Annotated in this window: 26 protein-coding genes; 25 read left to right on the top strand and 1 reads right to left on the bottom strand. The window is 40.7% G+C overall.

The window, feature by feature from the left end; translation table 11 throughout:
- Nucleotides 1–75 precede the first annotated feature (75 nt).
- Nucleotides 76–435 (bottom strand): hypothetical protein, encoded by a 360-nt coding sequence (locus AB6D58_RS01325; protein WP_372156240.1) that lies wholly within the window; start codon nucleotides 433–435, stop codon nucleotides 76–78.
- A gap of 791 nt (nucleotides 436–1226) precedes the next feature.
- Here AB6D58_RS01325 and AB6D58_RS01320 point away from each other — a divergent pair.
- The 25 genes from AB6D58_RS01320 to AB6D58_RS01200 all read left to right on the top strand — a co-directional run bounded on the left by AB6D58_RS01320 (nucleotide 1227) and on the right by AB6D58_RS01200 (nucleotide 23158).
- Nucleotides 1227–1700 (top strand): hypothetical protein, encoded by a 474-nt coding sequence (locus AB6D58_RS01320; RefSeq protein ID WP_372156239.1) that lies wholly within the window; start codon nucleotides 1227–1229, stop codon nucleotides 1698–1700.
- Nucleotides 1700–1942 carry a hypothetical protein gene (locus AB6D58_RS01315; RefSeq protein ID WP_372156238.1) on the top strand — a complete coding sequence of 81 codons (243 nt, stop codon included), beginning with the start codon at nucleotides 1700–1702 and terminating at the stop codon, nucleotides 1940–1942. Before AB6D58_RS01320 ends, AB6D58_RS01315 begins: the two co-directional genes overlap by 1 nt.
- On the top strand, nucleotides 1917–2351 hold the full coding sequence (locus AB6D58_RS01310) for a hypothetical protein (protein WP_372156237.1): 435 nt from the start codon (nucleotides 1917–1919) through the stop codon (nucleotides 2349–2351). Before AB6D58_RS01315 ends, AB6D58_RS01310 begins: the two co-directional genes overlap by 26 nt.
- A 73-nt stretch (nucleotides 2352–2424) precedes the next feature.
- Nucleotides 2425–3027 (top strand): hypothetical protein, encoded by a 603-nt coding sequence (locus AB6D58_RS01305; protein WP_372156236.1) that lies wholly within the window; start codon nucleotides 2425–2427, stop codon nucleotides 3025–3027.
- Nucleotides 3028–3255: 228 nt separating this feature from the next.
- A complete protein-coding gene (locus tag AB6D58_RS01300) occupies nucleotides 3256–3693 on the top strand; it encodes a hypothetical protein (RefSeq protein WP_372156235.1) in 438 nt (145 codons plus the stop codon).
- Nucleotides 3694–4510: 817 nt separating this feature from the next.
- Nucleotides 4511–4711 carry a hypothetical protein gene (locus tag AB6D58_RS01295; RefSeq protein WP_372156234.1) on the top strand — a complete coding sequence of 67 codons (201 nt, stop codon included), beginning with the start codon at nucleotides 4511–4513 and terminating at the stop codon, nucleotides 4709–4711.
- A gap of 72 nt (nucleotides 4712–4783) precedes the next feature.
- A complete protein-coding gene (locus tag AB6D58_RS01290; protein WP_372156232.1) occupies nucleotides 4784–5476 on the top strand; it encodes a hypothetical protein in 693 nt (230 codons plus the stop codon).
- A gap of 284 nt (nucleotides 5477–5760) precedes the next feature.
- Nucleotides 5761–7461 (top strand): hypothetical protein, encoded by a 1701-nt coding sequence (locus tag AB6D58_RS01285; protein WP_372156231.1) that lies wholly within the window; start codon nucleotides 5761–5763, stop codon nucleotides 7459–7461.
- 63 nt (nucleotides 7462–7524) lie between these two features.
- The gene (locus AB6D58_RS01280) at nucleotides 7525–8841 is read left to right on the top strand and encodes a hypothetical protein (protein ID WP_372156229.1); all 1317 of its coding nucleotides are present in this window, start codon (nucleotides 7525–7527) and stop codon (nucleotides 8839–8841) included.
- An 88-nt stretch (nucleotides 8842–8929) separates the two neighbouring features.
- Nucleotides 8930–10228, top strand: coding sequence for a hypothetical protein (locus AB6D58_RS01275; protein WP_372156228.1), 1299 nt, complete (start codon nucleotides 8930–8932; stop codon nucleotides 10226–10228).
- A gap of 112 nt (nucleotides 10229–10340) precedes the next feature.
- The gene (locus AB6D58_RS01270) at nucleotides 10341–10853 is read left to right on the top strand and encodes a hypothetical protein (RefSeq protein WP_372156227.1); all 513 of its coding nucleotides are present in this window, start codon (nucleotides 10341–10343) and stop codon (nucleotides 10851–10853) included.
- 13 nt (nucleotides 10854–10866) lie between these two features.
- Nucleotides 10867–11310, top strand: a complete 444-nt coding sequence (locus AB6D58_RS01265; protein ID WP_372156226.1) for a hypothetical protein — start codon at nucleotides 10867–10869, stop codon at nucleotides 11308–11310.
- 91 nt (nucleotides 11311–11401) lie between these two features.
- Entirely contained in the window at nucleotides 11402–12472 is a 1071-nt protein-coding gene (locus tag AB6D58_RS01260) for a hypothetical protein (RefSeq protein WP_372156225.1), read from the top strand.
- A 158-nt stretch (nucleotides 12473–12630) separates the two neighbouring features.
- Nucleotides 12631–13338: a phospholipase D family protein gene (locus AB6D58_RS01255; RefSeq protein WP_372156224.1), complete on the top strand. Its 708-nt coding sequence runs from the start codon at nucleotides 12631–12633 to the stop codon at nucleotides 13336–13338.
- A gap of 151 nt (nucleotides 13339–13489) precedes the next feature.
- Nucleotides 13490–13993 carry a hypothetical protein gene (locus tag AB6D58_RS01250; protein ID WP_372156223.1) on the top strand — a complete coding sequence of 168 codons (504 nt, stop codon included), beginning with the start codon at nucleotides 13490–13492 and terminating at the stop codon, nucleotides 13991–13993.
- Nucleotides 13994–14363: 370 nt separating this feature from the next.
- Nucleotides 14364–15206 (top strand): hypothetical protein, encoded by an 843-nt coding sequence (locus AB6D58_RS01245; RefSeq protein WP_372156222.1) that lies wholly within the window; start codon nucleotides 14364–14366, stop codon nucleotides 15204–15206.
- A gap of 79 nt (nucleotides 15207–15285) precedes the next feature.
- The gene (locus AB6D58_RS01240) at nucleotides 15286–16146 is read left to right on the top strand and encodes a hypothetical protein (protein ID WP_372156221.1); all 861 of its coding nucleotides are present in this window, start codon (nucleotides 15286–15288) and stop codon (nucleotides 16144–16146) included.
- A gap of 93 nt (nucleotides 16147–16239) precedes the next feature.
- Entirely contained in the window at nucleotides 16240–18216 is a 1977-nt protein-coding gene (locus tag AB6D58_RS01235) for a hypothetical protein (protein ID WP_372156220.1), read from the top strand.
- 384 nt (nucleotides 18217–18600) lie between these two features.
- Nucleotides 18601–18843 (top strand): hypothetical protein, encoded by a 243-nt coding sequence (locus AB6D58_RS01230; RefSeq protein WP_372156219.1) that lies wholly within the window; start codon nucleotides 18601–18603, stop codon nucleotides 18841–18843.
- Between the two features lie 65 nt (nucleotides 18844–18908).
- Nucleotides 18909–19622: a hypothetical protein gene (locus tag AB6D58_RS01225; RefSeq protein WP_372156218.1), complete on the top strand. Its 714-nt coding sequence runs from the start codon at nucleotides 18909–18911 to the stop codon at nucleotides 19620–19622.
- 25 nt (nucleotides 19623–19647) lie between these two features.
- Complete coding sequence (locus tag AB6D58_RS01220; RefSeq protein ID WP_372156217.1) at nucleotides 19648–19947, top strand: hypothetical protein; 300 nt, start codon at nucleotides 19648–19650, stop codon at nucleotides 19945–19947.
- 72 nt (nucleotides 19948–20019) lie between these two features.
- Nucleotides 20020–20298, top strand: coding sequence for a hypothetical protein (locus AB6D58_RS01215; RefSeq protein WP_372156216.1), 279 nt, complete (start codon nucleotides 20020–20022; stop codon nucleotides 20296–20298).
- A gap of 795 nt (nucleotides 20299–21093) precedes the next feature.
- Complete coding sequence (locus AB6D58_RS01210) at nucleotides 21094–21582, top strand: hypothetical protein (protein ID WP_372156214.1); 489 nt, start codon at nucleotides 21094–21096, stop codon at nucleotides 21580–21582.
- Nucleotides 21583–21707: 125 nt separating this feature from the next.
- Entirely contained in the window at nucleotides 21708–22196 is a 489-nt protein-coding gene (locus AB6D58_RS01205) for a hypothetical protein (protein ID WP_372156213.1), read from the top strand.
- 71 nt (nucleotides 22197–22267) lie between these two features.
- The gene (locus AB6D58_RS01200; protein ID WP_372156212.1) at nucleotides 22268–23158 is read left to right on the top strand and encodes a hypothetical protein; all 891 of its coding nucleotides are present in this window, start codon (nucleotides 22268–22270) and stop codon (nucleotides 23156–23158) included.
- Nucleotides 23159–23168: the final 10 nt, after the last annotated feature.

The raw sequence follows: 23168 nt of genomic DNA, 5'->3' as shown, positions 1-23168 counted from the left end.
AATATACCTTCCAGTGAAAGCGGCACTAATGTTGGAGGGTTTGTAGAGCAGCTCGGGTCCTTTAAGGGCCCTTTTTTATTCACTAGATAAGCTAATAATTCTCAGATCAGAATGAATTCTACGGGAACAAAAGTTTATAGTAGATCCTAATTCATTAACAATTTCACCGATCCTATACATACGGTTAAGACCAGATGGCGGGTAAGAAATCTCTTTACCAACATTCTGAATGTATTGAAAAGTATCGTTTTTAATCTTTAAGGCTTCGTCCGCTACTTGAGTGGCAGATTTGTTGGTTAAAGATAGTTCTTCTACACATTCAGCAACCCCAAGTTCGAATGCCTCTATTAACATGGTCACTGTTTCCCAACTTATTTCGCCCCGCTCTGCAGCTTCTATCCAACTTGCGTGATACTTCCTACTTGCATTCATCATTCTATCCTGTCCAAGATTTACTTATGGTATGAAAGCGTGACCAATGATACACGCTAAGTCATGCCTGACTTTGGCACAACGAAACTTGAATATTATCATATGAAATTAGTTTATTCTGCGTTGAACAACCTTGGAAAACCATATAAGATATAATTCTGTCTCTTATCCGGCCGAGTGGGTAAGAGTATAACCTTCCTTAAGAAGCTATCTCGCGTGGGCTTTCTAGCTATATAAAAATCAATCACCTTTAAAGTAAGTTTATCAAAGTATCAATACTTTCATAAACCTACCTTTTTCTATACTTATAGATTATTGCCACCAGCAACAACAGCACCCGCTGCTTGTCTACCGTGTCAACACGCATCTCTACGTGAGGCCACTTGAGAATCAACTTACAAAAAAACTAACCCGTAGGGCGCTTATCCCTACCGGTATAGCTCTACCTTCACGCGAGAGCTACACCTATGAACTCACATTTAAACAACCACATACCGACTTTTGCCATCAAGAGCCTTAAGTTTGTTCCTGCGATACTTTTATTAATGAGCCAAATGATCTCTCATTTGTATACATTGTCAGAGTTAACAAACACACTTTGGGTCTTTATCATTACATCAGCAGGTTACATTTCCCTTGCCACTGTAGCTTTGACAATCGCTCTGTATGCAGCACTGACTTTATTTTTGCTTAAATGCAAACTAAACCATGCGCTAACCAACTAACTTCCTACTTTGGAGCATATCTCCAAGTGGGGTGCTCCTTTATTTATTCAAATCCATAAGGAGCTAACAGTGAATAAACTACTTCCAAACAATTACATGCCAGTAACCCTTAGTGACTTTCTAACTTCAAAGCTCGAGAAAAAAGCTGACGGCTTCTATCGCTTTGTCTTTGAAGTTCCTGAAACAGAAAACGACTTCGATCTAACCGTTCTTATCGTTAAAAAATCAGGAATGGATATCACTGGTAACTATGTGGGCCATTTTGAACAGTACCTCACAGAAGAACGCTACCTTCGCAACACTTATTACGATCTTGTTAGTGAATGGGGCTCTGTATTAGGACTTGGTGGTACTTTCAGAGATGACATATTGACTATAGGTGAAATAGAATATGCATTAGTTGAAATCGTGACGCAGATTAAGCTTAACTTAGCGACGTGTATTTCAAGCAACTTAATCAGTGAGCAAGAACTGAATGAGTTTAAGCAAAACAACATTTTTGACTTGGTAAAAAAGGTCGATAACGGAATGGAGTTAGCATAATGTTCAAAATCACAGATAAATCCCTCAAGCTTTATTGCTGCACAATTATTGTTACCTTTTGGGGATCAATAGCTGTAGCGTTGTTTGCAGAGAGTCTTTATGTCAAGGCAACCTCAGTCCTTATTACAACTTGGACTGCATTTGGAATCATAACTGTCGTAATGTTGCTTCTAGCTGGAGCTATTAATTTACAAGATCCCCAAACCGAGGAATTACATGAACGCTTTGATCAACAGCTCTGAAATGCCAGAAAACTTCCAAAAGTTACTTGAGTCAGTTCTTTCGGAAAAGCCTGATGGCATCTTCAATGTAGAGCTAATCAACTCTGAATACTGCGCAGAATCGTTAGGCATAAAGCCTACTCGTATTCATGTCAGAAAACAGGATGAGTTATTTCAACTCCAATGCCTTTCAAGTCTGAGTTATGTTTATCAGCAGGGCACACCTGTACTTAAAGAGTCAGAACGATTGAGTGTTATTGCTGATGATTCTTTCGTTAGCGGGACCGTAAAATACCATATCGACGCTGATCCAATGGCCTCTCGAATTATCAAAAACAAACTAGCTGTTATCGCAGGCTTCTTCTCTGAAGGGCTATACGATAGCTACAACGTTTCTGAGCAAGACATGCTAGCTGTAGAAGTAGCATAGTCAATAATTCACCCACAACGGGACTATATGCCCGTTAGGGTAATAGTTCCCACAAACCACTAGGAACTACACCATGTCAAACCTTCAAAAAAACCTATCGTCAAAACCACAAATCGCGTGCAAGCGCCTTATTGATACTCTATGGGCCGTTTCTTATGAAGAAATTGAGCCGGGTAAAGCGATCATCATCGGCCTAACTAATAGCCCGAAACTTGCTTACTCAAAAGAGTACCAATTACCTACTTATCGTTTCATTGAGAAAGATGATCACACAAGAACGGTCATCGCCATTCAAGTAACACACCCGAACGGTGATGTGCAACACTTCACTGTTATCAATCAAATGCATGTTTTCAGTTACATGACTGACTTCGGACCCCTTCATTTTGTACAAGATGGTTCGAATGAAATAAAGTCAGCACTAGCTATTGAAAACAAAGGCAAGAACGAAAGTGACTTTGTTAACGCAGCAAACCAGTCAGGTAAAACTTACGTTGATGGTATGTTGGTTGACGATATCGAAGTAAATAGCGCAACGGTAGAGTTTTCCGTAGGTAACGGAGTAGTAACTGTAACTCGAGATCACATACAATGGTCTGAACAATTTATGCTAGGGTACTTTCGTAACGTTGAAAGCCCAAGCCTAGATAAGAAAGTTACCGTTAAATTTGCGTAACTAAAATCTTAACTAACCCAATCGGGACAATCACCGATTGGTGGTAGTCTCATTTGCTTAGGGCTACCAAATGGATACCTTAATCCACAACGAAAACCTTTACCGCGACAACATATTTGTAATTCGCGTTAAACCTGCAAAGCACAACAACATTAACTCTTAATATCCGAACAGGAACTACTTACCTGATCGGTAGTAGTTCCTCTGAAACCAACTGGAGCTACCAAAATGAATGTAACAATCAAAAACATCCCAAACTACCCAATGCCACAGTCAGTAATTGAAATGCTAACTGAGATTACTAAAGAACAACCAAATGGTTTCCTTAAAGTAAATCTCGAGAACCCTGGCTATTCAGCAGAAGCTGGTGGTGTTCGCCCTCATTATCTGTTTATTAACAAAACAGATTCTGAAATCGAAATCGAAGAGTTCGGCAACCTAACTTACATCCCAAATCAGGCTGGTGAATATGAACTTGCCATTTGTGATAAATGGGATTTTGTTAATGACATCGGCTGCGTTGAGATGATTTACCGCTTCAATATCAAGACTGAAGACGGAATCGAATCTTTAGAACTAAACTTAAACAATATCGGTGCTTACTACGAGCTTGAATACTTGCCAGAAACAGCGGTCACAGTTCTTTCTTGTACAGAAGCAGCTTAACATCTAATAAAGCATTGTGGAGGTTACTCCACTTTGCTTTTTAGCTTTCACCTGAGAGGTTTAGGTAAGCCACAGGTTTACCTAAACCCCTCTTTTTCTACTTTTAGAAACCAACACAATCCCTCATTCTCTAAGCAGAATGAACTTTGTATTGGCGTGCTCTCAACATGAAGACAAAACGAGATAAACGATAAAAAAGCTAACCCGATAGGGCTACAACCCTAACGGCGTAGCATCTTGAGGATTTACATTAAGGATTTTCAAATGCTAGAACTACTCGTAAACGGAGAAATCCGCTTTTCAACAATCTTAAAGCTTATTGCTCAAAACTGGGAATTTTTAGGCCTTATGATTATTTTGATTAGTAGCTTACCTTTCATCCTGAAAGACAAGTTCACGAACAAAAAATAAACCACGGCAATTCTGCCAACAACTAACCCTACAGGGAAATGTAAACACCCTGTGGGTGATGCATGTGTCTGTAGGTTCTAAACCAAACTAGGAGCTACCATGCTTAAATTAATTAAATCTATCACTAAATCTGCTCTCTACAACGCAACTCGTATCATTGTACTTCTTATGTTCGCAATGGCTTTCCTATACTTATATAACCAAGATTGGAACGCGATCAATACACCGATCGATCACATAAGAACAGTCCTAGAAAACATCATCATAGTTTGTTTTTCTTTATCTGCAGGCTCTCTTTTGATTGAGTATGATAACCATGTAAAAAGCGGTTCGAAAAATCAATTTTAGAACTAGCTATTTTTGCTGATATCATATTTGAACAACTGGTACCTACGGAAACTTTACAATGATAAACAAGAAACTTGTTCTGTACGCTGTGGCAGCTTTTATACCTATGCTTGCTATCGCAATTATCTACTTCAACATGAACTTTTCAATCGATGACGGTAACTACATTCGATTATTTGGCGACACAACCAAATCAGCTTTAATTCTAATCGGAGCTGTGTTCATTTCATTTAATTGCATTCGTGCAGCACATTCATAACTAACCCATATGGGCACTTCAATAGCCCATAGCTAGCGTAGTGCCCTTACAACCATTTGGAGCTACTACGCCATGATCAGCTACACTTTTAAACCACAACTACCTCAATCTCTAGAACAACTCATCCTTGACCGTAAGGGCAACATGGTGAAAGGTCACTTAGATATTCGCATTGCTGAAACACTAACTGACAAAGAGCCGGTCAGAGACTTCAGAACGATTGATATGCTTATAAACATCGACTTCAATACGATTGAAATCTTGTGGATTAAGCAACATAAACAATTTGGTTTACCTCTAGGTGAATCTCCACTTGACTCGGAAACTAATCAGTCTTTCAACTGGAGATCAAACACTTACTCCATTAATGGAGAAAGTAAGTCATCATTGGAGTCCGTTGAAGCTCGAAAGGCCCTAGATAAGTTTGCTACTGAACTTGATAATGCGCCCTTCAGAAACTTAACCATATACAGACAACCAGCAAGTAAAGATTACATTCTTGGCAAAAGCCACGGTATCCCAGTCGATACAAAGTTTGTCATCTTTGATACAGAAGAAGTCCATCGTGGATTCCTTCGTGATTTTCGAAGTGAAGGTAAAACTCTATACTTTTCGTCAGTATCTTGCTTAAAGCAATTGATTGGCACTAATGGAATTAAATGGCGTTGTTTTGACTCTTATTCGGACATGTTCGATAAGTTCAATACCTCTAGAACTGCCATTCCTTCAAACTTCCTTTTAGCTGAAGTTGAAATAAAGAAATAAGTCACATCGACTAATTTTTAAATTCAGAAATTTACTGCTACCTCTCGGTAGCAGTAGGTTTATTTAAGTTGCGTCACCGACTGAACTTACATAAACCCCACTTTTTATCTCTTAGATAACCACTCTACAGCCATCCCTAAACCGGATGTTCCTAACGTTTGGCATGCCTTACTCGACATGAAAGTAAAACTGAGTAACAAACCTTTAAAAAACCATAACCCGCAGGGCAACTACATCGCCCTAGCGTTAGTAGTTCCTTGTTTAACAACCAATTGGAGCTACTAATGAACCAACTAAACATTAATCTAAACCTTACTGAAACCAATCTTGCTACCATGACTAAAATCAACGCAGCAAACCAGATTGATTTCTTCGAACACCTAACGATCATCCCTGAAGCTGACCCATGCGAATTTCGCAACGCGGATTGTGTACGACGTTATACCAAATCATCTACTCGACAATTAGCCGGTAACCTGTTTTCTCAAATCAGCCTTCAACCTTTTGTTTGGGGCGCTGAATGGAATTCGTTTCCTGTTAAAGTTGGAGATGCTACATATCACTTTGTTATCACCGAACTTCGTGAGCACGATATTCTTGGAAAAGAAGGAGTGCAAATTGAAATAGTTCAACATAACGGTTGTGGCATCCTTCGATTAAAAAGTCAGGGTAAGAAAGACTGGTACGGTATGCATTACCTCGATCTCCATTCATTGGTAAAAGCCATTGATAGAGTAAAGGTAGAGCACACAATTACGTCAGCGCATGGTTACCGTTCTGCTTGTTTTGACCCATTCGATATGTTCTCTTTTAGTGATCTTATATCCACTGAAAAAGTTACTCCAATCGCGGTTGATACAATATACGTCAACGGTCAATCAGATAACGGGAACAAGCCTAAGCTATGGCTTACAGAACTCGCTGCAGATGCGGTCAAAGGCAGAGCACTGTCTGAACTTCACTACAGCATTCTCTTAAAAAAAAATGATAATCGAGGCACTTACTCTTTAGATTTCAAGTACCAAACTATTCTCGGAGGTTTCCCTATCGCATACATCGATAAGGATTCAATACCTCACGGTATCTTCCCAGAAGAAGTTTCTTTGAATGATCTATCTAAATCACTTGATACAGGTATCGCGGCATTAAATGAAATGCTAGACACGCCAACAGGTGAAATAGTTAAACAATTTGCTCAACACAATGTTGATACAAATGAAGAGTCTGCGCCAAGAGCTTCAGAATCAGTCCCACTTACTGAATACCACGCTGAACTGAAACTGCTTACTGTAACGAGTCACCGCATTGAATTGCCAAAACAGAAACTTGCCTCTTATGACAAGATTCGCGCGCAATTGATAAAAGCTGGTGGCAAGTATAAGAAGCTCGGGTTCGACTTCAGCGAAGGTAACGCAATAGAGATTTTTGAGACTGTACTAGCAGGACGGAGAATCAAAAGTAAGAAGCAAGAATTTGCGTTCTTTGCTACTGGGCTAGAAGCATCACAAAACGTTGTAAATCGTTGTGATATTCAACCATACAAACGTATTTTTGAGCCACATGCCGGTCACGGTGCTATTTCAGATATTGTTCGTTCTTATGGGGCAGAGCCAATCGTAAATGAACTATGGGAAACAAACGCCCAAGTTCTTCGCGATAAGGGTTACACTCCGTATACAGCAGACTTTTTGACATTAACACCTGAAGATATCGGCGGCAAAGTTGACACGATCGTGGGTAACCCACCTTGGGGTAACTTAGTCGATATCGATCACTTCAATCACGCACTCACATTCTTGAAAGAGGGTGGCGAGATTTCAATGATCGTATCCGGTTCAGCCTTGATGCAAAAAACTCAGAAGGCATTGGACTTCCAAGCTTTGCTTCATAAACACCAAGCAGAGACTGAAGAGGTACCGTCAGGCTCTTTTGATGGTACGTCTGTTGTTGGCCAACTGATTCACATAAAACAATACTATTCATAAACCCTTTGGGACTCTAACTTCCCACGGGGGTGTAGTCCCTCTATAACCAAAGAGAACTACCATATGCAAAATATTAAAGAACTAAACCTAGAAACTATCAACCTAGTAATTCAAAAGCTGACACTACACAAAAACCAGGAGGAGAATGTAAAAAGTCACCTCCAAAATGTTCGCTTCTTTCAAGCGTTCTTCGATTCAATCCCTGATCTCATCAAACGAGAGGATCTTAAACCTGTGTTTGATGCTCTTAAACCAGGGGTGGATTTAGAAGTGAGCGGCGCTGATTACAACTGGTATATTGATAGCATCCACGCTGATAAGACACCTATGACTATCACATGCGTTTTTGACAAGTTTACAATTGAGTTAGAGTACGAACTCATTGGTAAAGACGCTGCTATGATTGTTTCAAATCCTAGAGCAGACATCACTTCCTATGGTGATTTAACTCCAGAGCAGGTTACTGCGATTGATCAGCTATTTTCAGACTATGCCCATGTTCTTGCTCACGAGCATTCCATCGGAAACAAACATTCACTTAAAGACACATTGCCATTCGCGAAAGCTCTAGATACAGAGTCGGCCGAGGATGCAGCCATGTTCTTTAATACGTTTGGAGAAGATAGCGGATTCTACCGCGTCATCGCGACACAACGACACGGAGAGCGTCTATTCAAGGAAACCTACATCGTTGAGGCAGATAGCGCAGAAGAAGCAAAAATGAATACCATCATGTACCTTTCACCGGGCACAAATGGCGTTTATAAGGACGGAGACCATTACTACGACCGAAGTGGTGATACAGCTTATGCTGACTTCAACATCCAACACCTTTCGCGTTACGCGTACATCTCTGAAGGACAAGTGCAAACCACGATCTTTAAAGAGGACATTGAAGGTTTGGAGCTGCAGGACATTTCTGCATTAGGTCTTGCAGTAAAGCCTGAAGACATCCTAACCCTGTCAGACAAAATCGACATTGGTAAGCTGTCCGGCTCCACTGACATGTACTTAAACCTCTTGAAAGAACCAGGTAAGGATGAAGTAAGTATTGATGATTTAGCGCCATTTCTTGGAGTTGAACCATACGACATTGAAAGCAAATTGGTGCTACTGGACCAAGCAACCGATGTTGAATACTACCGATTCCGAGCAGATCATATCTGCGTACCGGCGCCATTATTCGATTATTTACGAGAGATCAAATTCATTACTGGCACTGAGCTAGATGAAGTTGATCGCACATACAAGTTCGATAATGGTACAGCAATTGTGTTCGACCGCGGGCAGTTCCCAGGTATAACGCAACGACTAGAAGCCAAGCTTGGACAATTAAATAATCAAACGCTCCTGATCACCAATGGTGGTTTTCGAGCTTAACTCTTAACCTTTTATAACCCCAATCGGGCACTATTCTGCCCAAAGGGGAGGGTAGTGCCTACAAAACCATAATTTGAGGACTACCCAAATGACAAACCTAACACACGCTAAAATCGACGAAGTAACTAGCAAAATCAAATCGGCTCTAATCTACAAACAAAAGGACTCGATTGAGAAAGTCAACATTACTTACTTGCAAAAACTGCTATCAGACCAACTAAAAGACATGGTTTCAAAAAAAGAACCTGTTGGCCCGTTGGTTGATGCTTTAGAGCAAGGTTCAATCAAGGTGACTGGTGCTGATACTTCAAAGGGGTCAACTTGTGCAGGATACCCATCATGGGAACTATGTCTTGAATTCCCTGAATTTGAGATGTTGCTAACATGGTTAGAAGATCCGGCTCCCGGTGAAGGCAATATGGACGAAACTGTAGTGATGGTTTCATGCAATGATGTAACTGATGTTGAACGAGAAAATATCGAGTTCATTTTCGGCAACTTCTGCGACCAAATCTGCAATGATGTCGTATATTCTTGTAATAGTTTAATCGACACTCCAGAAAAGCCAACAGACATCAGCGATGAAGATTTTTTTGCAGCTGAACAATTCTTTAGTACATTTGGCCAACAAAGCCAATTCTGGTCTGTGACTACTTCTGTTCGAGTTAGTGACTCAACATTTGAGTCTACATATCTAGTAGAAGCTAAAGATGCACCAGAGGCGACTATCAACCTTCTTCGTTATCTTGAGCCATGTGCCAATGAGATTGTCGAACATGACGGCGAGTATTACACACGCTCTTGCAGTAAGTGTTACGAATGGGTAGAGGCATCAAGCCTTTCTCAGTTTGATTTTGAGAATCAAAAATCAAGCGGTATCCCTATCGTTACCCGCGATAACCTAGTTGAACTTGATGCTAAAGATGTCGAAGTTACATACATTAAGGCTAATGAGCTCCAAATCGAAACGCTTAAAAATGAAATGCCACTCGGTAAGCAAACTGACGCTCACAAATACTTTGTCCAATTCACTGAATTGTTAGGTGAAGATATTCGCGAGCCAAATTTGCATATCCCGCCGCGTGTTCAAGATGTTGTAGATACAGCGCAAACTCTACAACGTGAACATGAAGCGTTCATTGGCAAGTGTGTGATTTTTGGTGATGTTGATAAAGAAGAAACCGTAAAGGCTCATCGCTTTACAGTGCACCTTCCTATGTTTGACCACTTGGTGGAACTTGCTAGCGACACATCAAAATTTGTATTTGAAGATGAAAACACAGTGGTTTTTGACCTAAATGATAGCGGTGTAAATTCAGAAGAACTTACGCATTATCTTGGTCAGCTGAACCACCAGCTTGTGATCATCAACAACTACTCAAAGTAACTTAAACAATACTAGAGCTCTTCGGAGCTCTAATTTTTTAACCCAATCGGGCACCACTAAAACCCGATACTGGGAATAGTGGTGCTTCGTTTTTTACAAGGAACTACCACTAATGAATACAACACTTGGAAACCTAAAATCTACCTCAGAAACTGCTACCTACATTGGTTCGACAATTGGGAATATGCTAAACATCCAAAATGTTGAAGGCTTTACCTCTTCTCACTTCGTTAAGAGGACCGAAAAGCTAAACCCTCAATTTCCTACGCCTGCGCGTGTTGGCATGATTGTCGATACAAACAACGCAGATGAGCAGCAACTCAATGCTATTCAGCGTAAAATTGGACTACCAATGGATATGGTTAAAGACACAGTTCTTTTCCTATCGACTGATTGTGAAGCTGCATTTGCAGAAACCAATCTCACTGTTTTTGAAGTAAGTCGTTCTATGTTCGACAACGTTACAGAGTTTAACGGTGCTTATCTAAATGGTAATAATGACAACACCATATACTTTGATTTAACAGTTGCCGACTCGAGCGAATTGGCCGGTGAACTATCTATCGTTCTCAATGAAGATGTTCGCACTTATTGCGGCCAATTCATTTGCTTCGTTGCATCTTAAGAGGGTAACCATCGTGGATATTGATGAAATCGTTTTAAACGCACCTGGAAAGGCAAAATATTGGTCCCAAGCAGTAGAGCAATACTTTGATGGCCAGTTCTTGAACTTGTCTCCAGGCTTTAAGGAACAGCTTGTGAGTGTTAGCAAAGAGGAACGCGATGTTCTTTTGCCGCTTTCACTTCTTGAGAAGCTTTCTTCTAGCAACAATGGGGATGGTTTAGAAATTGTCTCTGTTACAACTCTTGCTGAGCTAGTTAACGCAAAATCTTTATCTCCTTGTGAGGTTGACGGTATTGAAACTGTACTCTCTCGTACTTGGGACAAATTGTATCAGTCTTCAAACGACTTTAAGGATCTTGCATCAGCTTCAGACAATGCTCTAACCGCAATGAAATCAAGTGGTAATGCTCAAGCAGCATTCTTACTAGCTTTTCGTGCGTTTTACGGACTCAACTAATATTTAAAACCAAATAACTTTATATCTTAAACCCCAAAGGGACTACTTTTCCCTGTTGGGTGAGTAGTTCCTATTAACGAGGACTACTCCTATGAAATACCAACCATACACTCACAATTTCGCTACTCTGGCTTCATACCTACGCACTCACATTGTAGATGGGGAAGGCAACTTTAGTATGTTGGCCCATGAAGCTAACGGTTCTATCGCAGACGGTCTAGACACAATCTTGTGTAACGAGAACCCAAGCACTGAAGAACCAAATTCAGACGCGGCTACATACGGCATTTCTGGCTACACCTTAGAACAAGCTCTCGATGATTGTGTGAATCAAAACCCAGTAATGGACCTAATGATCACTCAAATTGGAGGCTTTTCTGATCTAGATATCAAACAAATCATGAATGGTGAGTTTGATTGGGATGCTACTTACGCAAATGCCAAGAAAGTACGCCTCATCGTGGAGTACATGTCAGTCATGGATAGCGATGGCTTAACAAGTTCTCTTCGTTATAGTCGATTAGCTTTGTTAAATGTTGTGGAAGATCGTGACGAACTAAGCCTAGTTCGAATCGAGGACTGTGAAGAAGGAGAAGATCACGCAAAATTCGTTAAGTCTTACCAGATGAAAATGACTACAACCCAAATTGAAAACATTCAAAGCGGGACCGAAGTTAACATCGAGGCGCTAAACGTATTTCGTGATTATAACAAACGCCGCCTGACCGATGATATGAGCCCATACCAGCACTACCTGGCTTCTTATATCAATAGCAATGCTGCGGTGACAACTTCGCATCTATACGCCCTCTCAGCATATTACGAGGGAGGTAAACTACCAAACTATGATCAGATCACGTTTGGAGATATTTCAATACAGCATAAAGATGGTAACTTCGTCGTTGCAGAGGCCTTACAGACCGAAATCAATGAAGAAGAATACAGAGTCGAAGTGACAATTGACTCTGATGAACCTAAAGGTGGTTACCTAAACCCACCAAAGCCGCACGAACTACTAACAGTTAAGCAATTGCTTTCTGGGGATGTTACTGCGAGCTATTACTGTGGAAACGATAGTGACATGCTTACGCCCCAAAAAGCGTACTTGCACCTGATTTTCTCAGAAAATTTATTTGTCACAATACCTGCTATTGCAGAGTAAAAAATCAAGAGACTCACTTCGGTGAGTCTTTTTTTTTACCTTGAGGTAATAGATAGATCACGAATAGAGGTAGGTATGATAGATATTGGTTTACTGATAGATGGTGTAAATGCATAATTTATGCATCATTAGAAAATTAAACATCATACAGAAACGTCATGGCTAAGTTTTTAAACACAAGTGCAACAAACTATTACCTCGAAGAACTGATTAAGAACGCATCTGAAAGGCTTATTTTAATCAGCCCCTTTCTCAAACTGAATGACCGCATACGTGAATTATTAGAAGACAAAGATCGATTAAAAATTGACATTAGAATTGTCTATGGAAAAAGTGAACTTCAACCCGATGAGATAAGCTGGCTTAACGGACTTTCCTTTGTGCGGACAAGCTTTTGCAAAAACTTACATGCAAAATGCTACATGAACGAAAATTCCTGCATTATTACGAGCTTAAACCTGTATGAGTTCAGTCAAGTTAACAACAATGAAATGGGTATCTTTATTGATAGGGCTGAAGATTCAATCATATACAAAGAGTCCTACGAAGAAGCACAACGAATCATCCGTATTAGCGATGAAGTTAGAATTTCCTTGGAGAAAATTCAAGCTGAATCTACGTCTTCAGAAAGGAAGGAAGATGAGACCGAAAAAGAAATAGAGAAAATAACTTCATCAAAATTGGCGAAAAAGCATCGCCTAAAAACTGACGAATTTCTTAGAATCTGCGTTTCTAAAGGGTACCTATCCTTGGATAAAGGGAAGCATAAATTAACAAAATCAGGGACGGCTCGGGGGGGCGAGTTCAAATACAGCGCACGTTTCGGGTCTTACTTTATATGGCCGGAATCATTAGAAATTGCTTAAACGAAAGTTCTATTTAGCATTCTGGTATTTTATTTACATTAACTTAGCAAAGCACAACAACCTGCTAAGTTAACTCGCGAATACCAAAATTTCTGCAGCCGGATTGCTACCAATAGATTTTAGTTAGTGAATTTTTAAAGGAAAAATGACAATGAGACGTCCACATGACCTATCGAACCCCGTCTACTTTGATGCGCCTTGGCCTTACTTCGAAGTTGAATGGGATAATTTGGCTATTATCGTCGTTAGCAGATCTAAAGAATCTGCGAAGCAAGCAAAAGGAATGGGGGATTTAGTCGGAAAAAATCAGATCACAGAATATGTCGAAAATTATATCACCACCATCAACAGTTCCAATTACATATACAACGGTCATATAATTGACTTCGATGTAGAGTTCTGTGATTTTGTCATCACGTTCAAGCAGAAACACTATAAGTGTCAAACTGGCATTACTTCTATCGTCAAAGGTATGTATGAACCCCAAATACTAGTGATGAATAATCCGAAGTACATTGAGGACTATTTCGATTTGCTTTCCAAAAAAGAACAAAAAATACATTCTGTGGAAATCCTAAAAGAAGAGAGCGAAATGAATGCTCAGATTAAAAAGCTTCTAACTGAGTGCTTAAAAGAGCGAAATCGAGCCGAGTAAACTTATTGCCAGCATAAGGAAATAGCGTTACTATTTCAAAGCACTATCCGGCCGAGTGGGTATGTGTTTTCAAATTTCTAATCTTGCGTGGGCTTCACCACTTTATCCAAATTTTAATATCTTCCTTAAGATGGTTTATCAAAGCCACAACAACGACTTTCGTAAACCCTCCTTTTTTCTTATTCCATAAGACTACTTTCACCAGAATCATCAGCTTACTGCTGCATGACGACCGTGTTAGCGCGCTATCTCAACGTGAAGGAAAGCCGAGAACCAACCAATGCTTAAGCATTAAAAAAACCAACCCCAGACGGGCTATAACAGCTTGTCTGTGTAGCTTTGTCTGAAACTAAACCATTCGGAGCTACCAATGAACAAAGTAAATCTATACAACCAAGCAAAACTACCAACTGAAGTACAACCTCTTCCTGGAGATGTAGTCATACCTTTATCTGGCCAACAAGTCGGTAAACAAGGATTGATAGAGCGCATCTACGGAGATAAATCGTCACAAGTTGGATTCAACGTTTCCGCTTACAAAGTAAAAGGTGCACGATCAGGAGTACAATGCTCTGGCGGCCCATTTATAAGTCCTAACATCCACGAACTCGAACTGATTGGTACAACTAACCGTAAGTTCTGGTATAACCCTAACGGGAGTGGTTACGGACAAGGAGAGGAATACCTTGAAGAAGTAAATGTTTGGGCTTTCATGCCTAAATATAACGAACTATCAAATTCCCTTAACCATGAATTTGTTAGCTACAGTGACTACCTAGTGCATTACGAAGCCATTAAAAAAGCTCGCAACACACTAGCTGAACAAGCCAAGATCATCACTGACCAAATCAGGAGCAAAGACTTCTATGAGGTAAGCCGTGGTGATCGCCAAATCAAATCTAAAACATTTGAATTCGGCAACGGTTTTTCATCTGATTACTTAGGTGAGAAGTTGATTACATGCTATCAAAAAAATGAGTGCTTCCAAGTCTTTCAACATGATGAACCAGTCGGTTGTGGTTATCTATACACCACTAGCCATGGCATTGCGTTTAAAAACAAAGAAGAGCTCAATGCAACAATTAAAGCTTATGGCTTAAAGGTTAGCGAAAAAGAGGGTTCATGGAATTCTCTTCTCCTAGTACCTAACATTGATTGCGAAAACTGGCTACCACTCAACATCAAGTTCATCCAAGCTGCTGCAGCTATTTAATTAACCCTCAACAGGGCACTTACTCGCCCTGTCTTACAGGGAGGATAGTGCCCATTTTAAACCAATTGGAGCTACTACCATGAATAACCCTGTAAATCTGATCGAAAAAACTGTTTCTCTTGTTTCTAACCCTGACTACCACATTCAACCAAAGCTTGGTGATGTGGTTATTCCGCTAGCCGGTGAACATCTAGGTGCCCACGCGCTTGTATGCCACCATCCGGACGTCGAAGAAGGGTACATATACGTTGGCTTTAAAGTCTCAGGCACTAAGGCGCCTGGTGATTTCGAATCGCTATCTTGCAGTGGCGGTCCATTTAAAGATATCGCTAAAGTAGAGTTAACTCATATCGGCACTAAGCAACAAAGCTTCTACGATTCTCGTAAAATCCTTGCACACAACCGAGATGAACGTTACGAGAAATATGAGGAAACAGTTAATGTTTGGACGTACTGGCCAATCGTTACTGCCGAAGCTTCATTACGCCGTCGATACGCGACTTACACCGATTACTTAGCAGACGAAGAACGTTTTGAAGAAATACGCTCTGCTTATGTGCGAGAGTGTAAAGACTTCGAATACGATGCTAATAAAGGCGATAATCGTAGTATTAAACGAATGAAGCACGAAGTGGTAAATCATCGTCAACGTTATTGCTATAGCGCTGACAAAATTGCGATCGCGATGTTCACTGCTTACGCATCTAACACCAAGATCACGCTGCTTAAGTACCGTTTCCCGAATCAGGGTTACTACTGCAAGAACGAGAGGCTAGGTATTTTTCTAGATACCGAACAAGACTTCTACAACCTAGTCGAAGCTTACGGCATCCATGATGCGATCTTCGATGAAGAAATCGGAGCCTACCGTTTCTCTCCAAACATCAAGACAGATACTTGGGCCAAGCCAAAGATAGTGGATACAACTCATTTGGTCTAAACCCAACCCAACATAATCAACCAACCCTACAGGGCATCAAACGCCCTATAGGGGTAGTAGTGCCTTTAAACCAATGCTTGAAGGAGCTACTACATGGACAACATCAAATTAAACTTAGACAACCTACAAATCCCAGTAACAAACATTTCAACTTCACAAGAGGTAGAGATCGTTGCTGTCGATTCATTAGAAAACAAACCAGTGTGGGAAGAATCAGTCGAAAGACTCATCAACCTGCTGAAAAGTGGCTACTCCTTGTCCGTAGGATTTTCTGGCGGAAAAGACAGTACCTGCGTTTTAATCATCTTCTTGGAGGCCATGAGACGTGTAATTGCAGAAGGAAGCACTAGCGTACCAAAATGTTACGTCCTAAACAGTAACACGAAACGCGAAATGCCCCTGATTGACAGCTACGCAGAATGGTCTTTAACGCAAATCACAATATTTGCCGCAAAGAATAACCTGCCCGTTGAAGTGCATCAGGTTAAACCTTCGTTAACAGGATCGTTTAACTACTACTGTATAGGGCGCGGGAAATTACCTCGCTTTCCTGGTCAGAGCAGAGATTGCGCAATCAGTGAAAAGATTCAACCTCAGCAAAAGCTGGTTAAGAAGATTGAAGCTGAAAACAATTGTGAAATCATTACCTTACTAGGAACGCGCCTTGACGAAAGTGCCGCTCGCAAGAGAAGCATGGAAAGGTTCGATATGGATGAAGTATCTATTGTTGAAGTCGAAGGTAAGAAAACATTCGCGCCGATCGCTAACTTTGAGTTAGACGACGTGTGGGAACTTATTGCTGGATGTGTGCAGTACGACGGAAAACCCGCCCGTATCTACAACACATACACTCCTAACTTCGATGAAATGATGCAACTGTACCGTGATGCGAACTCTGGTACCTGTGGCGTTATCGTAGGCGACAAAGGAAACAAAAGTTCGTGCGGATCTAGATTTGGATGCGCATGGTGCACGGTATCTGGTGAGCGTGATAACTCATTGGAGAGTATGCTTGAGCAAGATGAAGCCTACAGCTTTATGAAACCCTTCGTAAAGTTCCGCCAATTCCTATTGAACATCAGGTTTGATATGAATTCACGCGACTTCCGCGGTAAGCGTATCGATCACGGTTGGATGAAAGTGCTTCCTGACTATTTCAAGCCAGAAGTAAAACGCCAACTGCTCCGATTCCTCATTACGATGGATCGCATGGAGGTGGAGAGAGCTAAGAAACATGAAGAGATGTACTACTCAGGTAAAATTGAGAAGACAGAACTGAATTTACTTCTATGCTACCCAATGTTCGAAAACGTAACTAAGGATGACATTCTTGCTATAGATTTCGTGTGGAGCCTCAACCGCGACTTCGAGGAAGCAAGTCCCGCGGCTCGTGATTACTTAGCTATCCATGAGCTTGGAGAACGCTACTTCATACCGGAAGTACCTCGCGCTGAAAGAATTACTATTCCGAAAGCTCGTTGGTTTGATGTCAGTAATGACTTGCCAAATCAACAAGAAGTACAAGGCATCCTGCCTTCCGGTTGGAACATTGAGTCACTGGATTGCGACTTTGCAGATGAAATGCAAGTTAATATGGCTGGTGGTTTTATGTATGTAGACGCTGTACGAGAGCATTACTATGATCTCAAAAAGGTAGATATTGCTGAAACTTGTCGAGCTGCACTTAGAAATCGTTGGATTTCAATTCGTCGTGCAGACCTTCTAAGATATGACGCAATTGCCCGCCGACATGACTATATCCTTAGACTTTTTCAATCAGAACGACCGATGAAAGAGAATGAAGATGGGGACATGGTAATGATGAATGTCCATGAGTATCTAATTGATAACAGTATCGACCAAGAGACTTTTGACAGCATCAAATCTGATCTCCAAAAACAAGAACTCGCTGATGATTACGCGTTCGATCTATTTGGTGTTGAGAGTGTCGTTGACGCGATCAATGAGCTAAAAGACAATAAACCGAAGAAAGGACATGGAAAGCCGGATACAACGGTGACCAACGTTGGAGAATTCGAAATGTCAGCTAACCAAATGCAAATGTTTTAACTTTACAACAACCCATGAGGGACTTTCCCTCTATGGGTTAAGTCCCTTGATAAACCAATTAAGGGGCTTACCTTGAATATTTTATTTAAACCCATTTCAGACGAAACAGAACACCTTCACGCCTATGAATCTCTGATCACCGGCATCCTTGCTAAATCAACTAGCTTTATGAGTGTGTAGGAGTTAACCATGCTAAATCCAGTACAAAAGCAGATAGTTCAAGACTTCATTAACAGCTGCATAGCTAACAACATGAGTATGGATGAATCAGCACAATTAGCAGCCCATATCCTTGCTTAACTGCATCGCTTACAGATCAAACTAACTTACACTTTGAAATCGAAGGTGTAGGTAAAGTTGATGTTGAATGCTGAGGAGTGCGAAATGTTAACTAACGAAACAATCCAGAGAGGTGATGAGGTAGAAGTAATCTCTCACCTAACTGGGTGTTCACATGTTCTACGCGGTATTGTTCGTTCTTCAACTTCCCGTGGCATTTATGTTACCGGCAAAGGTTGGGGCCACTTATACAATCACAATTCAGCATGTACTGAAATAAACTTATTGAATCGACACGGATTGATGAACTTTCGTTCACTTCTAAAACTTGCCGATTCAGTTCTTTAACAACCCTACCGGGCACTATTCCCGGCAGGGAATAGTCCATAACAACCAACTAAGTGGACTACAACATGAAAATTAAACAACTACCTAAACTAGCTAACCTCTCTGTTCAAATCGTAGCAGTACCAGAACCAACTGAATCTACATTTGTAGATACACTTACCGACAACATTAAAATTGGTGACTTTACAATCACAAATCGTGTTGACGGTCGCTGTATGAAAGTCAATGCTGGTGGAATTGAACTATTTCCTGAACACGGCAAAATCCTGCTTTCTCTAGAGGATGAACCTACGTTCAATTCACTAACTCCAGATGACTTTGATTTTCTTGAGGGACTAAGCTTTGATCTCATTGCTGAGTTCACTAATGCGGTACCTAATGACTACCATTTCGGTGACGCAAAGGTGCAACTATTCAATCAAGAAAACGCTTGTTTGGGCGAAGTGGAAGTTGAGGTTGATAATGAAAAGGTAATTACTCAAAACGTCATCACGCTTGTTACAAATTCGTTACGCGAAGAAAATGCCATTAATAAAGATGGATTCTTCAATGTGACGATGGCTGGGCCCAACCATGAACAGATGACAACTTCACTATTCTGTGAGAAATCTGAAGATCATGTGACGGTACCAGAAGGTGTTGATAAGCTTAGTACAACGTTCAGTTTCAATTTAGAAACCGTTGTTGGAGACTGTTTATATGGCAGAGGGCAAGTTCTAAAAGTCACATCAGTCTGCAACAAGTCACGTTCTGAGTTACTTAAATACGCATTTTCTTAAAGTTGTTATTACGGAGTAAATAACGATGAAATATCGTGATGATTTAATAGAGAGTCAAATTAAACAAATTGGCAAAGAACTTCGAAAGAAAGGTATTGTAAACAGCAATTCTTGCTTTGAGATTAGTGCCTATAACAGTGAATATAATCAGTCTTTTACAGAAACTTATTGTGAGCATGATGCTGCGGTGAGTGATAACGAAGTCGAGATCGATCACTTCGGAATGAGCCTTGAAAATGCTATTTCTGTTTGCATTGAAGGTTCATCAGACATTACTTCTGTCGGTGGCAAAGGTCCCGAAGACTTACTAAAAACCATAAACTAACACCCCTCTCTAGGGCATTACTTGCTCTAAGAGTACAGTTATGCCTTATAGAGTTCTTTCAAGGGGATAACTATGAAAATCAAACAACTACTTCATGAAGAATCTGTTTTGAACATGCTTCTAAACGATGCTCAAATCGGCCTATCAACAAATAAGATTATCGACCAATACGATAATTTACTTACGTTAGGCGTCAAGTACATCACCATAACTGGTGACTCACTGAACGAAACAATTACAGTGGGTGACCCATTATTCGCAATTTACCCATTAACTGAAAATGGCCTAGATACAGCGATTAATGCACTTCAAGATTGGATTGATGATCTTGCTTCTTCAATTGAAAGCTAACAACATCCAAACCACTACCTTTTCCTGCTTTAGCAGAAAAGGGTAGGGTTTATTCAAGGGTTCATAAGCCGTGCCTTTCAATAAACCCTACCTATCAAAAATTTGATTATCTTCACTCAAATCATCAGCTTAACCGCTGCATGACTACCGTGATGACGCGCTCTCAACGTGGGTAAAAACCGAGATATAAGCCTAACGGCACTTAAAAAACCAACCTGACAAGGGAGAACTATCCCTTGGGGTAGCTCCTTCTGTCCCATTTAGGAGCTATACATGAAATACATCAGCCAATCAAACCTCTCATTTCGCATCCACATCCCTTTACCAAACGGTTAGACGATGCATAAACGAGTAAGTTATAAAAAATCAGTAAAGAACAAGCCAAACAGGAAGCACTTCAATTTCGTGACCAACTAGGTTATGAGCATTGGGGTCAATTCTGGGAGGAAATTCTTGACGACTCTACTCTTCTACAACGCCTGCCAAAACGTTTGAACCTCTCCTGCTACAAGAGAGCGACAAATACGGCAACCAGAGGCTCATCTATCGCTCCATGTGGAACGAAAGAGACTCTCAAGGAGAGAGGGTTCTCAAATGCTTTAAACGCTCTACCGTGGCTCATGGCTTCGATGGTGCGTACCTGCTTTGCAAGAATGCACTCTTAAAGGCTTACGAAGATTACATACCACTAATATTGTTTATGAAAGCTAATGGGTGCCAGCGGTACTCTGACGTCTCCATTTAGTAAACAAACTTAATCTATAACAACCAAATTCGTTAATCGAAGGAACTATCATGCTTGATACTAATAACTACCTAACTATCACAACACCTATGCCTGATCACATTGCAAAGTTTTTCCAAGAGCAACTAAATGGTCAGCCACACGGCCTGTACCAAATTGTTCTAGCAGGTGACGAAGCAAGTGAGAAACCGCATATGATGATTGTTGAGAAAATGGAAGAAGAGTTTCCTGATCTCATTCCTCACCTTGAGCTCTACTCGCTGTACAGCACATCGGTGTTCGAATATGTAAGTAAAGATAAAGTCATTGAGTCTATTGCATACAACAGCCTCGACATGAAAGCTTACTACGTTGGGGAAGAGACTCTACCGCTTGGAGAAATTGGTCCAAGTGTCGATCACGAACACACTATCAATATGGCGATAAAGTCAATTAATGATGGTGCACTTCAAATCGTCACTAAGCGATTGATCTCATCTGACGATTGGCAAATTTTCCGTTCGCACGGCAAAACGTACCCAATCAACCAAATTTTTTAAGAGGTTAGAGCATGAAACTAGATATCAACTCATTGCAAGTTCTGATTTAACAAAACACGGACTACCCGGCATGGTCAGGAAAACGATGCAAAGTCGAATTGAGCTCGAAACTTAAAGAGCTCATTTTGGAGAACGTATTGCATTTCGATTTCGTGAATCGCCAATACCACTCGAATGCATCTTTCAATACTTACGGAGATGATGAAGCTTTTGAAATTCGTATTGATAACCAAATATACCCGGTTACTCTCGACGAATTTTACTACGGACTATCCAATTTGGATGACCTAGTTGGTTACCACACACCAATTAAGCTGATCGGCAACACAGAAGATGATCACCTCATCTTTTCCTTTGTAAGACCAGCCGACAAATCGGACGAACCTACTTATGGGATTAACGTTGATGGAATGCCTGCAGACCATGATGACATCCCTGAACAAGTTTCTAACTCTATGCAAAATAGAGGTATTACAAATCGCGACGGTGAACTATATCGTGGCTTCGACACTTCTGCTAAAGCTCTTTACGCAGCTTTAGAACTGCAAACGGAATTAGACGAAGAGTATGGCGCCGGTTCTTACACCGTTACAACAGACTACCTAACCATTTAATCACCTAACTAACCCTTGAGGGCTACAGAATGCCCTCGGGCCCCTGTAGTCCCTTGAAAGAGGAACTATCTATGAATCTAATTACATTTAAGAATTTTCTTAACGCTATCAATCAAGACCGTCTACTGGAGTTATTTACAGATGATTGGAAACGCGCTGAAAATCAGGCGGTACCCAAGCACTCTGACTACAATGACTTTCTAAAGTGGTTAAAAGAGGACCCAATTTATTCAGCTCTGTTTGAGTATAACAATTTCGATAAGGTAACCCATTTTGATGTTTGGCAATTCCTAGCAATTACCCAACGCGCAAAATCGGCTCAAGAATCAGGTTTTGAATACAAGTCACCAGATTTTCTCTGGGGGTTTTGTCAATTCTTGTCGTTTGAGCAATTTACTGAGAAAGATGGAAGAGGGCACTTTCAACTAACTGCTTATGGTATTGATACTGATCGCTTCAAAGCTTGGGCCCAAACACACAAGCTCTGTTCAGCTAAATACCCAGGTCAAATTTGGGATTTTCTAATCACTCATTACCACAACTGCGTGCGCAACGTTCTTGTCTTGGAATCAGAACAAATTCAACGAGAACTAAGTCAAATGCCTGGTATTGGAAACCATGTAACAGATGGAGGTTTTGACCTCGTACTGGATGGTCCCGACAAAGCATTTCTAAATATTGATAGTTTGCGCTTCGATGGTTTTGCAGCGTGGGTTACACCGATTACCGACAAGGAAATCATTAAGAGTACAAACTTTGGTAACCTTGTATGGTGCCGTGTCGAACGCTGTCTTGAAGAACCCGAGAAGTATGCTGTACTTGCTGTCTTTGATGAGGCCATCAAATTGCACCGCAACAAAGACGGACAGTTTATGATGGAGACCTATGATGAACAATCATGCATGGTGATCCCATCAGAAAGGTATCCAAGCGAACTTTCAGAAGATGAACTTTGTTTCTAAATTAGGAGCT

Source organism: Vibrio sp. 10N.239.312.D08, from assembly GCF_041466145.1.
In the GTDB taxonomy this organism is placed as follows: domain Bacteria; phylum Pseudomonadota; class Gammaproteobacteria; order Enterobacterales; family Vibrionaceae; genus Vibrio; species Vibrio crassostreae_C.
This window is presented reverse-complemented; position numbering and strand designations above follow the sequence as displayed.

Bases quoted from the DNA above. Each gene is read 5' to 3' on its own strand.
- AB6D58_RS01325 (WP_372156240.1), bottom strand. From the start codon at position 435: ATGATGAATGCAAGTAGGAAGTATCACGCAAGTTGGATAGAAGCTGCA.
- AB6D58_RS01315 (WP_372156238.1), top strand. From the start codon at position 1,700: ATGTTCAAAATCACAGATAAATCCCTCAAGCTTTATTGCTGCACAATT.
- AB6D58_RS01310 (WP_372156237.1), top strand. From the start codon at position 1,917: ATGAACGCTTTGATCAACAGCTCTGAAATGCCAGAAAACTTCCAAAAG.
- AB6D58_RS01305 (WP_372156236.1), top strand. From the start codon at position 2,425: ATGTCAAACCTTCAAAAAAACCTATCGTCAAAACCACAAATCGCGTGC.
- AB6D58_RS01300 (WP_372156235.1), top strand. From the start codon at position 3,256: ATGAATGTAACAATCAAAAACATCCCAAACTACCCAATGCCACAGTCA.
- AB6D58_RS01295 (WP_372156234.1), top strand. From the start codon at position 4,511: ATGATAAACAAGAAACTTGTTCTGTACGCTGTGGCAGCTTTTATACCT.
- AB6D58_RS01290 (WP_372156232.1), top strand. From the start codon at position 4,784: ATGATCAGCTACACTTTTAAACCACAACTACCTCAATCTCTAGAACAA.
- AB6D58_RS01285 (WP_372156231.1), top strand. From the start codon at position 5,761: ATGAACCAACTAAACATTAATCTAAACCTTACTGAAACCAATCTTGCT.
- AB6D58_RS01280 (WP_372156229.1), top strand. From the start codon at position 7,525: ATGCAAAATATTAAAGAACTAAACCTAGAAACTATCAACCTAGTAATT.
- AB6D58_RS01275 (WP_372156228.1), top strand. From the start codon at position 8,930: ATGACAAACCTAACACACGCTAAAATCGACGAAGTAACTAGCAAAATC.
- AB6D58_RS01270 (WP_372156227.1), top strand. From the start codon at position 10,341: ATGAATACAACACTTGGAAACCTAAAATCTACCTCAGAAACTGCTACC.
- AB6D58_RS01260 (WP_372156225.1), top strand. From the start codon at position 11,402: ATGAAATACCAACCATACACTCACAATTTCGCTACTCTGGCTTCATAC.
- AB6D58_RS01255 (WP_372156224.1), top strand. From the start codon at position 12,631: ATGGCTAAGTTTTTAAACACAAGTGCAACAAACTATTACCTCGAAGAA.
- AB6D58_RS01250 (WP_372156223.1), top strand. From the start codon at position 13,490: ATGAGACGTCCACATGACCTATCGAACCCCGTCTACTTTGATGCGCCT.
- AB6D58_RS01245 (WP_372156222.1), top strand. From the start codon at position 14,364: ATGAACAAAGTAAATCTATACAACCAAGCAAAACTACCAACTGAAGTA.
- AB6D58_RS01240 (WP_372156221.1), top strand. From the start codon at position 15,286: ATGAATAACCCTGTAAATCTGATCGAAAAAACTGTTTCTCTTGTTTCT.
- AB6D58_RS01235 (WP_372156220.1), top strand. From the start codon at position 16,240: ATGGACAACATCAAATTAAACTTAGACAACCTACAAATCCCAGTAACA.
- AB6D58_RS01230 (WP_372156219.1), top strand. From the start codon at position 18,601: ATGTTAACTAACGAAACAATCCAGAGAGGTGATGAGGTAGAAGTAATC.
- AB6D58_RS01225 (WP_372156218.1), top strand. From the start codon at position 18,909: ATGAAAATTAAACAACTACCTAAACTAGCTAACCTCTCTGTTCAAATC.
- AB6D58_RS01220 (WP_372156217.1), top strand. From the start codon at position 19,648: ATGAAATATCGTGATGATTTAATAGAGAGTCAAATTAAACAAATTGGC.
- AB6D58_RS01215 (WP_372156216.1), top strand. From the start codon at position 20,020: ATGAAAATCAAACAACTACTTCATGAAGAATCTGTTTTGAACATGCTT.
- AB6D58_RS01210 (WP_372156214.1), top strand. From the start codon at position 21,094: ATGCTTGATACTAATAACTACCTAACTATCACAACACCTATGCCTGAT.
- AB6D58_RS01200 (WP_372156212.1), top strand. From the start codon at position 22,268: ATGAATCTAATTACATTTAAGAATTTTCTTAACGCTATCAATCAAGAC.